At 59.8% G+C, this 13,340-nt stretch carries 10 protein-coding genes; all 10 read right to left on the bottom strand.

Annotated elements, in window-relative coordinates; translation table 11 throughout:
• Positions 1–150: 150 nt before the first annotated feature.
• The gene (locus tag CQ041_RS02260; RefSeq protein WP_105520579.1) at positions 151–1,098 is read right to left on the bottom strand and encodes an acetyl-CoA carboxylase carboxyltransferase subunit alpha; all 948 of its coding nucleotides are present in this window, start codon (positions 1,096–1,098) and stop codon (positions 151–153) included.
• A 128-nt stretch (positions 1,099–1,226) separates the two neighbouring features.
• Positions 1,227–4,748, bottom strand: coding sequence for a DNA polymerase III subunit alpha (gene dnaE, locus CQ041_RS02255; protein WP_105520580.1), 3,522 nt, complete (start codon positions 4,746–4,748; stop codon positions 1,227–1,229).
• 72 nt (positions 4,749–4,820) lie between these two features.
• Positions 4,821–5,453, bottom strand: a complete 633-nt coding sequence (gene rnhB / locus CQ041_RS02250) for a ribonuclease HII (protein ID WP_105520581.1) — start codon at positions 5,451–5,453, stop codon at positions 4,821–4,823.
• Positions 5,450–6,589, bottom strand: coding sequence for a lipid-A-disaccharide synthase (gene lpxB, locus CQ041_RS02245; protein ID WP_105520582.1), 1,140 nt, complete (start codon positions 6,587–6,589; stop codon positions 5,450–5,452). Before lpxB ends, rnhB begins: the two co-directional genes overlap by 4 nt.
• 2 nt (positions 6,590–6,591) lie before the next feature.
• On the bottom strand, positions 6,592–7,368 hold the full coding sequence (lpxA, locus tag CQ041_RS02240; protein WP_105520583.1) for an acyl-ACP--UDP-N-acetylglucosamine O-acyltransferase: 777 nt from the start codon (positions 7,366–7,368) through the stop codon (positions 6,592–6,594).
• On the bottom strand, positions 7,365–7,805 hold the full coding sequence (fabZ, locus tag CQ041_RS02235) for a 3-hydroxyacyl-ACP dehydratase FabZ (RefSeq protein WP_003172281.1): 441 nt from the start codon (positions 7,803–7,805) through the stop codon (positions 7,365–7,367). Before fabZ ends, lpxA begins: the two co-directional genes overlap by 4 nt.
• Before the next feature lie 111 nt (positions 7,806–7,916).
• Entirely contained in the window at positions 7,917–8,972 is a 1,056-nt protein-coding gene (gene lpxD, locus CQ041_RS02230) for a UDP-3-O-(3-hydroxymyristoyl)glucosamine N-acyltransferase (RefSeq protein WP_105520584.1), read from the bottom strand.
• A 3-nt stretch (positions 8,973–8,975) separates the two neighbouring features.
• Positions 8,976–9,479 (bottom strand): OmpH family outer membrane protein, encoded by a 504-nt coding sequence (locus tag CQ041_RS02225; RefSeq protein ID WP_105520585.1) that lies wholly within the window; start codon positions 9,477–9,479, stop codon positions 8,976–8,978.
• Positions 9,480–9,524: 45 nt separating this feature from the next.
• Positions 9,525–11,912 carry an outer membrane protein assembly factor BamA gene (gene bamA / locus CQ041_RS02220; RefSeq protein ID WP_105520586.1) on the bottom strand — a complete coding sequence of 796 codons (2,388 nt, stop codon included), beginning with the start codon at positions 11,910–11,912 and terminating at the stop codon, positions 9,525–9,527.
• Between the two features lie 74 nt (positions 11,913–11,986).
• Entirely contained in the window at positions 11,987–13,339 is a 1,353-nt protein-coding gene (gene rseP / locus CQ041_RS02215; RefSeq protein WP_105520587.1) for a sigma E protease regulator RseP, read from the bottom strand.
• Between the last annotated feature and the right edge of the window lies 1 nt (position 13,340).

Genomic DNA, 13,340 nt, shown 5'->3' with positions numbered 1-13,340 from the left:
GCCGCAAATCTGGATGACGTTGACCAAGCATACACAAAGCAAATGTGGGAGGGGGCTTGCCCCCGATAGCGGTGGGTCAGTCACCAGATGCATTGACTGAGACCCAGCTATCGGGGGCACGCCCCCTCCCACATAAGTACCGCTGTAACGTCAGAGACCGTAGCTCATCAAGCGCTCGTAACGACGGGCCAGCAGCGCTTCGTTGTCCAGTTTCTTGAGCATCGCCAGTTGCGAGCCCAACTCAGCGCGGATGGTCGCGGCAGCCGCCGCCGGATCACGGTGAGCACCGCCCAGAGGTTCGGCGATCACTTTGTCCACGATCCCCAGGCCCTTGAGGCGATCGGCAGTGATGCCCATGGCTTCAGCAGCATCCGGCGCCTTTTCGGCGGTTTTCCACAGGATCGAGGCGCAACCTTCCGGCGAGATCACCGCGTAGGTTGAGTATTGCAGCATGTTCAGCTGGTCGCAGACACCGATGGCCAGTGCGCCGCCGGAACCACCTTCACCGATGACGGTGGCGATGATCGGGGTTTTCAGACGCGACATGACACGCAGGTTCCAGGCGATGGCTTCGCTCTGGTTACGCTCTTCAGCGTCGATACCCGGGTAAGCACCCGGGGTGTCGATGAAGGTCAGGATCGGCATCTTGAAACGCTCGGCCATTTCCATCAGGCGGCACGCCTTGCGGTAGCCCTCAGGGCGTGGCATGCCGAAGTTGCGGCGGACTTTCTCGCGCACTTCACGGCCTTTCTGGTGACCGATCACCATCACAGGCTGGTCGTCCAGGCGAGCGATACCGCCCACGATGGCCGCGTCGTCGGAGAAGTGGCGGTCGCCATGCAGCTCGTCGAACTCGGTGAAGATGTGCTGAATGTAGTCCAGGGTGTACGGACGGCGCGGGTGGCGGGCCAGGCGCGCGATCTGCCAGCTGGTCAGCTTGCCGAAGATGTCTTCGGTGAGCGTTTTGCTCTTGTCTTGCAGGCGGGAGATTTCATCGCCGATATTCAGCGAATTGTCATTGCCGACCAGGCGCAGCTCTTCGATCTTGGCTTGCAGGTCAGCGATCGGCTGTTCGAAATCAAGAAAATTCGGGTTCATAAGCGTCCGTCTTGGGTCGACGGCCAGGGCGTGCCTGGCCAGCCGGTTGTCTATTCGCGCCCTACCTTAAGGGAGAGGCGCGTTTAGGTCGAGATTAAATGTTCAGTCGAGGTCAGGCGTCCTGACCGTCAACGGTATTGGAGGAAGACGTTGTCTCGCCCGAACTGGTCACGCAATGCTTGAATCAAGCCATCTGCGGGATCAATTCGCCAGGTCTCGCCAAACTGCAGCATGGCCTTGGCGTCGTTGCCGGTGTACTCCATGGTCACCGGGCATGCACCCCGATGCCGCTTGAGCAAATCCCCCAGCCAGCGTAGCTGATCGCCCTTGAGCGCCTCGGTTTTTACCTTCAGGCGCAGGCTTTCGGCCAGGTTGGTGCGGGCATCTTCCATGCTCATCACCCGCTTGATCCGCAGGCGTAGGCCACCGGAGAAGTCATCGTTGCTGACCTCCCCTTCCACCACCACCATCGCATCGGTCTGCAACAACGACTGCGCGGAGTGGAAGGCATCGGCAAACAGCGACGCTTCGATCCGGCCAGAGCGGTCGTCGAGGGTGATGAAGCCCATCTTGTCGCCCTTTTTGTTTTTCATCACCCGCAGGGCGATGATCATGCCGGCGACGGTCTGGGTGTCCCGCGCCGGTTTCAGGTCGATGATGCGCTGACGGGCAAACCGGCGGATTTCGCCTTCGTATTCGTCGATCGGGTGACCGGTGAGGTACAGGCCCAAGGTGTCTTTTTCACCCTTGAGACGTTCCTTGAGGGTCAGCTCCTTGGCCTTGCGATGGTTGCCGTAGACGTCCGCGTCCTCTTCGACAAACAACCCGCCAAACAGGTCGGCGTGGCCGCTGTCATGGGTGCGGGCGGTCTGTTCGGCAGCCTTGATCGCTTCTTCCATGGCGGTGAGCAGCACCGCGCGGTTACGGTCGATATTGGCCTGGTAAGCCTTTGGCTCGTCGTGGAAATACGGGCCAAGACGGTCGAGTGCGCCGCTGCGAATCAGGCCATCCAGGGTACGTTTGTTGATGCGCTTGAGGTCGACCCGCGCGCAGAAGTCGAACAGGTCCTTGAACGGTCCGTGCTGGCGCGCTTCGACGATGGCTTCCACCGGGCCTTCGCCCACGCCCTTGATCGCGCCCAGGCCATAGATGATGCGGCCTTCATCGTTCACCGTGAACTTGAACTCCGAAGCGTTCACGTCAGGCGCGTCGAGGCGCAGCTTCATCGTGCGCACTTCCTCGATCAAGGTCACGACCTTGTCGGTGTTGTGCATGTCCGCCGAGAGTACCGCAGCCATGAACGGCGCCGGGTAGTGGGCCTTCAGCCAGGCGGTCTGGTACGACACCAGACCGTACGCAGCGGAGTGGGACTTGTTGAAGCCGTAACCGGCGAATTTTTCCACCAGGTCGAAGATGTTACCGGCCAGGTCGGCGTCGATGTTGTTGGTCGCGCAACCTTCGATGAAACCGCCGCGCTGCTTGGCCATTTCCTCGGGTTTTTTCTTACCCATGGCGCGACGCAGCATGTCCGCACCACCCAGGGTGTAGCCGGCCATCACCTGGGCAATCTGCATCACCTGTTCCTGGTACAGGATGATGCCGTAGGTCGGCGCCAACACCGGCTTGAGGCCTTCGTACTGGTAGTCCGAGTGCGGGTAGGCCAGCTCGGCGCGCCCGTGCTTACGGTTGATGAAGTCGTCCACCATGCCCGATTGCAGCGGGCCCGGACGGAACAGGGCCACCAGTGCGATCAAGTCTTCCAGGCAGTCGGGCTTGAGCTTTTTGATCAGCTCCTTCATGCCGCGCGACTCGAGCTGGAACACTGCCGTGGTTTCGGCTTTTTGCAGCAACTGGTAGGTCGGTTTGTCGTCCAGCGGGATAAACGCGATATCCAGTGGTGCTTCGTCGACCTTGGCGCGGTCACGGTTGATGGTCTTGAGTGCCCAGTCGATGATCGTCAGGGTCCGCAGGCCGAGGAAGTCGAACTTCACCAGGCCGGCCGCCTCCACGTCGTCCTTGTCGAACTGGGTGACCAGGCCATCGCCCTCTTCGTCGCAATAGATCGGCGAAAAGTCGGTCAGTTTTGTCGGCGCGATAACCACACCACCGGCGTGTTTACCGACGTTACGCACCACGCCTTCGAGTTTGCGCGCCATGTCCCAGATTTCGGCGGCTTCTTCATCGATCTTGATGAAGTCGCGCAGGATCTCTTCCTGCTCGTAGGCTTTCTCCAGCGTCATGCCGACTTCGAACGGGATCATCTTCGACAGGCGGTCCGCCAGCCCGTAGGACTTGCCCTGCACTCGCGCCACGTCGCGGATTACAGCCTTCGCGGCCATGGAACCGAAGGTGATGATCTGGCTTACCGCATTGCGCCCGTATTTTTCGGCCACGTATTCGATCACGCGGTCACGGCCGTCCATGCAGAAGTCAACGTCGAAGTCGGGCATGGAGACCCGTTCCGGGTTCAAGAACCGTTCGAACAGCAGGTCATATTCGAGCGGGTCAAGGTCGGTGATCTTCTGTACATAGGCGACCAGCGAGCCGGCACCCGACCCCCGGCCCGGCCCCACCGGTACGCCGTTGCTTTTGGCCCACTGGATAAAGTCCATTACGATCAGGAAATAACCGGGGAAGCCCATCTGGATAATGATATCCAGCTCGAAATTCAGCCGGTCGACATAGACCTGGCGCTTGGCTTCGTAGTCGTCGGTGGTGTCCTTGGGCAGCAGGACGGTGAGCCGTTCTTCTAGGCCATCGAACGACACCTTGCGAAAGTATTCGTCGATGGTCATGCCATCGGGAATCGGGAAGTTGGGCAGGAAGTGCTTGCCGAGCTTCACTTCGATATTGCAGCGCTTGGCGATTTCGACGGAGTTTTCCAGGGCCTCGGGCAGGTCACTGAACAGCTCGGCCATCTCGTCGGCGCTTTTGAGGTATTGCTCTTCGCTGTAATTCTTTGAACGGCGCGGGTCATCCAGGGCCCGGCCTTCGCCGATGCACACGCGGGTTTCGTGGGCTTCGAAGTCTTCCTTCTTGATGAAGCGCACATCGTTGGTCGCCACCAGCGGCGCGCCCAGCTTGTCGGCCAGGGCCACTGCGGCGTGCAGATGCTCTTCGTCGTTAGGGCGATTGGTGCGCTGGACTTCCAGGTAGAAACGGTCGGGAAAGACCTGCATCCACTCACGGGCGAGCACTTCGGCTTCCTGGGGGTTGCCCCCCAGCAGCGCGATGCCGATCTCGCCCTCTTTGGCGGCCGACAGCATGATCAGGCCTTCGCTGGCCTCGGCGACCCATTCGCGCTCGATGATGATCGAACCATTGCGCTGGCCGTCGATAAAACCACGGGAAATCAGTTCGGTAAGGTTGCGATAACCCACGCCGTTCATCGCCAGCAGGCTGATACGGCTCAGGGCGTTGTCCGGGTCCTTGTTGGACAGCCACAGGTCGGCGCCGCAGATCGGCTTGATGCCGGCGCCCATGGCGTTCTTGTAGAACTTGACCAGCGAACACATGTTGTTCTGATCGGTCACCGCGACCGCGGGCATGTTCATGCCCACCAGAGTCTTGACCAGCGGTTTGATCCGCACCAGGCCGTCGACCAGGGAGTACTCAGTGTGCAGGCGCAGGTGAACGAATGAAGCCAGCATAGTGATCTCTTATACGTGAAAACAACAAGGCCCGGATTGTACCGGGCCTTGGCAAAAACATCAGCCTCGCGACTATACCTCGCTGAGGCTCTCCCGCGCTTCGAACGCCTGGCGCACCGGGGCAAACGAGCGGCGGTGGATCGGCGTCGGGCCAAGGCGAGCCAAAGCTTCCAGATGAACGGGCGTGGGGTAGCCCTTGTGACCACCGATGCCGTAGCCGGGGTAGATCAATTCGAAAGCCGCCATTTCACGGTCACGGCTGACCTTGGCCAGAATCGATGCCGCAGCAATGGCGGGCACCTTGCTGTCACCCTTGACCACCGCTTCGGCCGGCATCGCCAGCTTGGGGCAGCGGTTACCGTCGATCATCGCGATTTTCGGCGTGATGTGCAGGCCTTCAACGGCGCGCTGCATGGCGAGCATGGTGGCGTGCAAGATGTTCAATTCGTCGATTTCTTCGACCTCGGCACGGGCGATGTGCCAACTGAGGGCTTTCTCAATGATCTCGTCGTAGAGCTTTTCCCGACGGGCTTCGGTGAGTTTCTTCGAATCGTTGAGCCCCAGGATCGGGCGGCTCGGGTCGAGGATCACCGCCGCCGTGACGACAGCGCCGCACAGCGGGCCGCGCCCTACTTCGTCGACACCGGCGACCAGCTCATGTGCTTCGGCGACCAGGCTGAAATCCAGGCCCATTTGCGTGGTCATAGGGTTTCCTGCTTGTGGCCGATCAAGGTCAGCACGGCATCCGCCGCCTGGTTGGACGCATCGCGACGCAAGGTGCGGTGGATCGCGTCAAACCCACGGGTCTGCTCTTCGCCGCCGTCGATCAACGGGAGTACGGTATTCGCCAGGGCTTCAGGCGTTGCATCGTCCTGCAACAATTCCGGCACCAGCAGTCGTTGGGCCAGCAGGTTGGGCAAGGAGATGTAAGGACTTTTGACCATGCGCTTGAGAATCCAGAACGTCAGCGGCGCCAGGCGGTAGGCCACCACCATCGGGCGCTTGTAGAGCAAGGCCTCCAGGGTGGCCGTTCCGGATGCGATCAGCACCGCATCGCAAGCCGCCAGGGCCAGGTGCGACTGGCCGTCGAGCAGGGTCAGCGGCAGGTTGCGACCTTCCAGCAGCGTCTCGATTTGCGCTCGGCGTTGCGGGCTCGCGCAGGGCAATACGAAGCGTACGCCGGGTTTCAACGCCATCAGGCGCTCGGCGGCGTCGAAAAACACGCTGGCCAGACGGCCGACTTCACCGCCGCGACTGCCGGGCATCAGCGCCACCAACGGACCGTCGGGCAAGCCCAGTTCGGCACGGGCCGCCGCGCGGTCAGCCTGCAATGGAATCGTGTCTGCCAGGGTGTGCCCGACAAACCGCACCGGCACGCCCTTCTCTTCGTAGAACCTGGCCTCGAACGGCAGCAGGGTCAGCATCAGGTCGCAGCCTTCACGGATCTTCAGCACGCGCTTCTGCCGCCACGCCCATACGGACGGGCTGACGTAGTGCACGGTCTTGATCCCGGCCTGACGCAACTTGAGTTCGATATTGAGGGTGAAGTCCGGTGCGTCGATACCGATAAAGACGTCGGGCTTTTCTTCGATAAGGGTCTGAATCAGCAGCTTGCGGCGCGCCAGCAACTCACGCAGGCGACCCAGTACTTCCACCAGCCCCATGACCGACAGACGCTCCATCGGGAAGTAGGAGGTGAGGCCTTCGGCCTGCATCAGCGGGCCACCGACGCCAATAAATTCAACCGCAGGATGCTGGGCCTTGAGGGCCCGCATCAGGCCTGCGCCCAAGATATCGCCGGAAGCTTCTCCTGCCACCAGCGCGATACGCAGATTGGCCATGATCAGCGGGTGATGCCGCGAGTCGACGCCTGGATCGAGTCACGGAACACCGCGACTTCCGGAAACTGCGCAGCCGGCTCGACGAGTTGGGCCAAGGCCTGGTCCACGGTGAGCCCCTGACGGTAAATCACCTTGTAGGCACGGCGCAGGGCATGAATCGCGTCTTCGCTGAAACCACGACGGCGCATGCCCTCGAAGTTCATGCTGCGCGCTTCGGCCGGGTTACCGAAAACAGTCACGAACGCCGGAACATCCTTGCCAATGGCGGTGCCCATGCCGGAAAAACTGTGGGCGCCGATGTGGCAGTACTGATGCACCAGGGTGAAACCCGACAGGATCGCCCAGTCGTCCACATGCACATGGCCCGCCAACGCGGTGTTGTTGACCAGGATGCAATGGTTGCCGATGACGCTGTCGTGGCCGATGTGGGCATAGGCCATGATCAGGTTGTGGTCACCCAGGGTGGTTTCGGCACGATCCTGCACGGTGCCGCGGTGAATGGTCACGCCTTCACGGATGATGTTGTGGTCACCGATTACCAGGCGCGTTTCTTCACCCTTGTACTTCATGTCCGGGGTGTCTTCGCCTACCGAGGAAAACTGGTAGATGCGATTGTGTTTGCCAATGCGGGTCGGACCTTTGAGGATCACGTGCGGCCCGATGACAGTCCCCTCGCCGATTTCCACACCTGCGCCGATAATCGACCAGGGGCCGACCTCAACGTCGGCGGCCAGAACGGCCGACGGATCGATGATTGCGCGAGGGTCAATCAAACTCATAGTTTGCGTTCCGCACAGATGATCTCGGCGGAGCACACCGGCTTGCCGTCCACCGAGGCCTGGCATTCGAACTTCCAGATCTGGCGCTTGCAGCTGATGAACTTGGCTTCCAGGATCAACTGGTCACCGGGAGTGACCGGGTTGCGGAAACGCAACTTGTCGGAACCCACGAAATAATAGAGCGTGCCGTCGGCAGGCTTGAGGTCGAGCATTTTGAAACCAAGGATACCGGCAGCCTGGGCCATCGCTTCAATGATCAACACGCCTGGCATGATCGGATGCGCAGGAAAGTGACCGTTGAAGAACGGTTCGTTGATGCTGACATTCTTGTAGGCACGAATGCGCTTTTCCTCGACATTGAGGTCCACTACGCGGTCCACCAGCAGGAACGGGTAACGGTGAGGCAGGTATTCGCGAATCTCGTTGATGTCCATCATTTCGGGGGGAAGCCTGTAATAAAGATTGGGGGCGGGCGACTAAACGCACGCCCCGCTAGCAAATCAAGGAGGCAAGTCTAGCGGCTGTGCACACTTGATATGGAAATGGTATCAGCCTTCTGATGAAGCATTACCGCCAGGGGTCACGTCCCCAACACGCTTTTCCAGCTGTTTGAGACGTCGAGCCATGTCGTCGAGCTGCCTCAAACGTGCTGCACTCTTGCGCCATTCAGCCGCGGGCTGCATGGCGGTACCGGAAGAATAGGCCCCGGGCTCGGTAATCGAGTGGGTAACCATGGTCATGCCGGTAATGAAGACGTTGTCGCAAATATCGATATGCCCTACCAACCCGACACCACCGGCCAGCATGCAATGCTTGCCGATTTTGGTGCTGCCGGAGATACCCACACAGGCGGCCATGGCGGTGTGATCGCCAATCTGCACGTTGTGGGCAATCTGGATCTGGTTGTCGAGCTTGACGCCGTTGCCGATCACGGTATCGGCCAGGGCCCCGCGATCGACAGCTGTATTCACGCCAATTTCCACGTCGTCGCCAATCAATACGCCGCCGACCTGGGCAATTTTGTTCCAGATGCCTTTGGAATTGGCAAAGCCGAAGCCTTCACCGCCAATCACGGCACCCGACTGAATCACCACGCGCTCGCCAATGCGAACATCGTGGTACAGGGTCACGCGTGGCGCCAACCAACCGTCGGCGCCGATTTCGCAGCGCGCGCCGATAAAGCAATGAGCGCCCACGGTAACGCCGGCCGCAATGCGCGCGCCGCTCTCGATCACCGCAAAGGCACCGATGCTGGCCGCAGGGTCAACCTGGGCATCATCGGCGATCACTGCCGACGGATGAACACCACCGGCTGCCTTGGGTTTCGGATCGAACAGGTGCGACACCCGTGCGTAAGCGAGGTACGGATCGGCCACCACCAGCGCATCCCCGGCATACCCTTCGGCGTCAGCGGCTTTGAGCAATACAGCTGCGGCCTGACTGTCGACGAGGTACTTACGGTACTGAGGATTTGCGAGGAAGCTCAACTGAGCTGGGCCAGCCTCCTGCAAGGTGGCTAGCCCAGTGATTTCTTTCTCCGGGGAGCCGTGCAAATCGGCCCCCAGGAACTCGGCCAACTCGCCGAGCTTGATAGTCGCGGTCATGGTTTACTTCAGCTGGTTCATGCGCTCGATCACCTGGCGGGTGATGTCGTATTGAGGCTTGACGTCGATGACTGCGCCACGCTCGAACACCAGGTCAAAGGCACCTTTCTTGATGACTTCTTCCACGGCGCTGTCGAGTTTCGGCTTCAGTTGCTTGAGCATTTCACGGTCAGCAACAGCCTTGGCTTCGTTCAGCTCCTTGGACTGGAACTGATAGTCGCGGGCCTTTTGCTTGAATTCCAGCTCCAGACGCTCGCGTTCGCCCGTCTGCATCTTGTCGCCACCGGCTACCAGGCGGTCCTGGATGCCCTTGGCGCTGCTTTCCAGGGTCTTGAGCTTGGTCAGTTGCGGACCGAATTTCTTCTCGGCATCCACGGCGTATTTCTTGGCCGCATCGGATTCCAGCAACGCCATCTGATAGTTCAGGACGGCGATTTTCATTTCGGCGAAGGCCGGGGTTGCTACCAGCACGGTTGCCAGCAGTACCAATTGAGTCAACTTACGCACGATGCACTCCTACAGAATCCGTTGTCGTTATCTTGGGTCAGACGCTTAGAACGTCTGGCCGAGGGAGAATTGGAAAATCTGGGTTTCAGCGTTGTCCGGTTTCTTGATCGGCATGGCCAGAGCAAAGCTCAACGGGCCAAGCGCAGTCACCCAGGTCACACCCACACCCACGGAGCTTGCCAGGTTGCTCAGGCTAACGTCGTTGCACTGAGTGTTGGACTTCAACCCACTTGGGTTCGTGATCTGATCGCATTTCGAATCGAATACGTTACCTACGTCCCAGAATACGGAAGTACGCAGTGAACGCTGATCTTTAACAAACGGCAGAGGGAACAGGATTTCAGCACCACCCTGGATCAACACGTTACCACCGAATGGCAGTGGATCATCGTCCGAGTCAACGACAGTTCCTTGGTTACCGGTCCGGGCTACGCCACGGCTCGGCGTACCACGAGGACCGAGGGTGCTGTCCTTGAAGCCACGAACCGAGTTGAAACCACCAGCGTAGTAGTTCTCGTAGAACGGCAGACCGTTGGTCGAACCATAACCGTCGCCATAACCCAGCTCGGTGTGCAGACGCATGGTGTAGTTATCGCTCAGCGGCTGGAACAACTGGCCACGGTAGTCGAGCTTGAAGAACGACAGGTCGCTGCCCGGCGTGGTGGTTTCCAGGGTCAGGCTCTGGGAGTGACCACGGGTTGCCAGTACGCCTTTGTTCAGGGTCGACTCGGACCAGCCGGCCGATGCCTTGAAGTTCAGGAACTTGTCGCCTTCACGACGGGTGAAGTCGAAGATTTCGTCCACAGTGTAGACGCCGGTCTTGATCTCATCCTGTTGCGCAGTCAGGCCAAAGGTCAGGCGCGAGGTTTCGCTGATCGGGTAACCGATGTTCACGCCAGCACCCAGGCTGTCGATGGCATAGCTTGCCACGTCGACGTCGAGGTCTTTGTAGTCGGTGGTGCGGTAGAAGGCGTTGTAGCCCAGGCTCACACCGTCAGCTGTCCAGTAGGGGTCGACATAACCGAAGTTATAGCGGCTCTGGTATTCGCTTCGGGTCAGGCCGATGGACACCTTGTTACCGGTACCGAGGAAGTTGTTCTGGGTGATCGAACCACCGAGGATCAGGCCGGCACTCTGTGCGAAGCCGACGCTGGCGGTGATGGAACCCGACGCTTGTTCTTCAACGGCGTAGTTCACATCGACCTGGTCATCCACGCCCGGTACGGCCGGGGTTTCGACGTTGACTTCCTTGAAGAAGCCCAGGCGCTCAAGACGGGTCTTGGACTGGTCGATCAGGTAGGTCGAAGCCCAGCCACCTTCCATCTGACGCATTTCGCGACGCAGCACTTCGTCTTCCGACTTGGTGTTGCCACGGAAGTTGATGCGGTTGACGTAGGCACGCTTGCCCGGGTCGACGACGAAGGTGATGTCCACGGTGTGGTCATCATCATGCGGGGTCGGTACGCCGTTGACGTTGGCGAAGGTATAGCCTTCGTTGCCCAGGCGACGGGTGATCAGCTCGGACGTGGTGGTCATCAGCTTGCGCGAGAACACCTGGTCTTTCTGCACCAGCAACAGCGACTTGACCTGGTCTTCAGGCACTTTCAGGTCGCCGCTCAGCTTGACGTCACGAACGGTGTACTTCTCGCCTTCGTTGACGTTGACGGTGATGTAGACGTGCTTTTTGTCCGGGGTGATGGACACCTGGGTCGAAGCGATATCCATATTGATATAGCCACGGTCCAGGTAGTAGGAACGCAGGCGCTCCAAGTCACCGGACAGTTTTTCACGGGCGTACTTGTCATCGTTCTTGAAGAACGACAACCAGTTGGTGGTCTTGAGCTCGAACAGGTCGATCAGGTCTTCATCGGCGAACTTGGTGTTGCCCACCACGTTGATGTGCTGGATCGCCGCCACGGTACCTTCGTTGATGTTGACCTTCAGGCCGACACGGTTGCGCGGCTGCGGCACCACTTCGGTTTCCACGGTCGCGGAGTAGCGGCCCTGGGCAACGTATTGGCGCTGCAGCTCGTTACGCACACCTTCGAGGGTGGCACGCTGGAAGATCTCGCCCTCGGCCAGGCCGGACTGCTTGAGACCTTTCATCAAGTCTTCAGTCGAGATCGCCTTGTTGCCTTCGATCTCGATACTGGCGACGGAAGGTCGCTCGACGACGGTGATGACCAGGACGTTGCCTTCGCGACCCAGTTGGATGTCTTGAAAGAAACCGGTTTTGAACAGCGCACGAGTGGATTCCACCAGGCGACGGTCATCAGCCTGTTCACCGACGTTCAACGGTAAGGCACCAAAGACGCTACCGGCGGAAACCCGCTGGAGGCCGTTGACGCGAATATCGGAGATGGTGAAGGACTCGGCGTGAACTTCGGCGATCATCAATACGGTGAGAACCGCAGTTAGCAGCAGACGTTTCATGAAGTCCTTTCTTATTCCAACTGGCAATAAACAAACTGCCGCAAAATGCGGCAGATTCGCAATTCAGCGAAGCGTTACAGACGTCCCAGATCGTTGACCAGGGCTAACAACATCACCCCGACCACCAAACTGATACCGATCTGTATCCCCCAACCCTGCACCCGATCTGACAAGGGGCGACCACGCACCCACTCGACCAGATAAAACAACAGATGCCCCCCATCCAATACAGGAATGGGCAGCAAATTCAGAACGCCCAGGCTAATACTCAGATAAGCCAGGAAATTCAGGAAATCCGCGACACCCGACTGGGCAGAAGCGCCCGCCACTTTAGCAATGGTTATCGGTCCACTCAAGTTTTTTACCGAGAGCTCGCCGAACAACATTTTCTTGAGGGATTCGAGGGTCAGCACACTCATGGTCCAAGTGCGTTTCGCGCCCTCGCCAATCGCTGCCAACGGCCCGTAACTGACCTCGCGCAGCATCGATGGCGGCCACTCGACACCTTTGACGCCGGCACCGAGGTAACCCCCGGCCGCCTTGGCTTCGCCACGCGCCGCGAGGGTCACCGGCACGTCGATCTGCGCACCGTCTCGCTCGACTTTCAGCACAACCTTGGCATCGGGACGCACACGCACCAGGTCGACAACCTGCTGCCATTCATTGAGTGCCTGACCATCGAGTGCCAGCAAGCGGTCGCCGGTTTTCAGACCTGCGGCCTGGGCCGGACCTTTCGGGTCCAGCTCGGCGAGCACCGGCGGCAACGCAGGGCGCCATGGGCGGATACCCAGCGATTTGATCGGATCCGGCTCATCGGAACCCTTGAGCCATTGGTCCAGCGCCAGCTCACGCGGGCTGTCGGCCGTGGAACCCTCCTCGCGCACCAGCATATTGACCGTGCCGCTTTCACCCAGGCGACGCACCAGGCGAAGGTTGACGTCACGCCAGCCCAGGGTAGGTTCGCCATCAATGGAAACAATTTCCTGCCCAGCCGTCAGGCCAGCCTTGGCTGCGATGCTGCCCGACTCGACCGCACCGATGACCGGCCGCATCTCTTGGCTGCCGAGCATCGCCAGCACCCAGAAAAACACCATGGCCAGCAGGAAGTTGGCAATCGGACCCGCTGCGACGATAGCGATACGCTGACGAACGGTCTTGCGATTGAAGGATTGATCCAGTTGATCGGCCGGCACCTCGCCTTCGCGCTCGTCGAGCATCTTGACGTAGCCACCCAGCGGGATCGCTGCGATCACGAACTCAGTGCCTTTACGATCGTGCCAGCGCACCAGCGGCATGCCGAAACCGACGGAGAAGCGCAATACCTTGACGCCGCAACGACGCGCCACCCAGAAGTGGCCGAATTCGTGGAAGGTAACCAACACACCCAGAGCAACCAGGGTGCCGACAATCATGTAAAGCGCACTCATC

This window comes from Pseudomonas sp. MYb60 (genome assembly GCF_002979555.1).
Lineage (GTDB): Bacteria > Pseudomonadota > Gammaproteobacteria > Pseudomonadales > Pseudomonadaceae > Aquipseudomonas.
The sequence above is the reverse complement of the archived record's forward strand: the minus strand, read 5'-3'. Positions and strand labels throughout refer to the sequence as shown.

Excerpts from the sequence above, each read along its gene's own strand:
- rnhB (WP_105520581.1), bottom strand. The coding sequence starts at position 5,453 with ATGACCACGCAAATGGGCCTGGATTTCAGCCTGGTCGCCGAAGCACAT.
- dnaE (WP_105520580.1), bottom strand. The coding sequence starts at position 4,748 with ATGCTGGCTTCATTCGTTCACCTGCGCCTGCACACTGAGTACTCCCTG.
- fabZ (WP_003172281.1), bottom strand. The coding sequence starts at position 7,805 with ATGATGGACATCAACGAGATTCGCGAATACCTGCCTCACCGTTACCCG.
- lpxA (WP_105520583.1), bottom strand. The coding sequence starts at position 7,368 with ATGAGTTTGATTGACCCTCGCGCAATCATCGATCCGTCGGCCGTTCTG.
- CQ041_RS02260 (WP_105520579.1), bottom strand. The coding sequence starts at position 1,098 with ATGAACCCGAATTTTCTTGATTTCGAACAGCCGATCGCTGACCTGCAA.
- lpxD (WP_105520584.1), bottom strand. The coding sequence starts at position 8,972 with ATGACCGCGACTATCAAGCTCGGCGAGTTGGCCGAGTTCCTGGGGGCC.
- rseP (WP_105520587.1), bottom strand. The coding sequence starts at position 13,339 with ATGAGTGCGCTTTACATGATTGTCGGCACCCTGGTTGCTCTGGGTGTG.
- lpxB (WP_105520582.1), bottom strand. The coding sequence starts at position 6,589 with ATGGCCAATCTGCGTATCGCGCTGGTGGCAGGAGAAGCTTCCGGCGAT.
- bamA (WP_105520586.1), bottom strand. The coding sequence starts at position 11,912 with ATGAAACGTCTGCTGCTAACTGCGGTTCTCACCGTATTGATGATCGCC.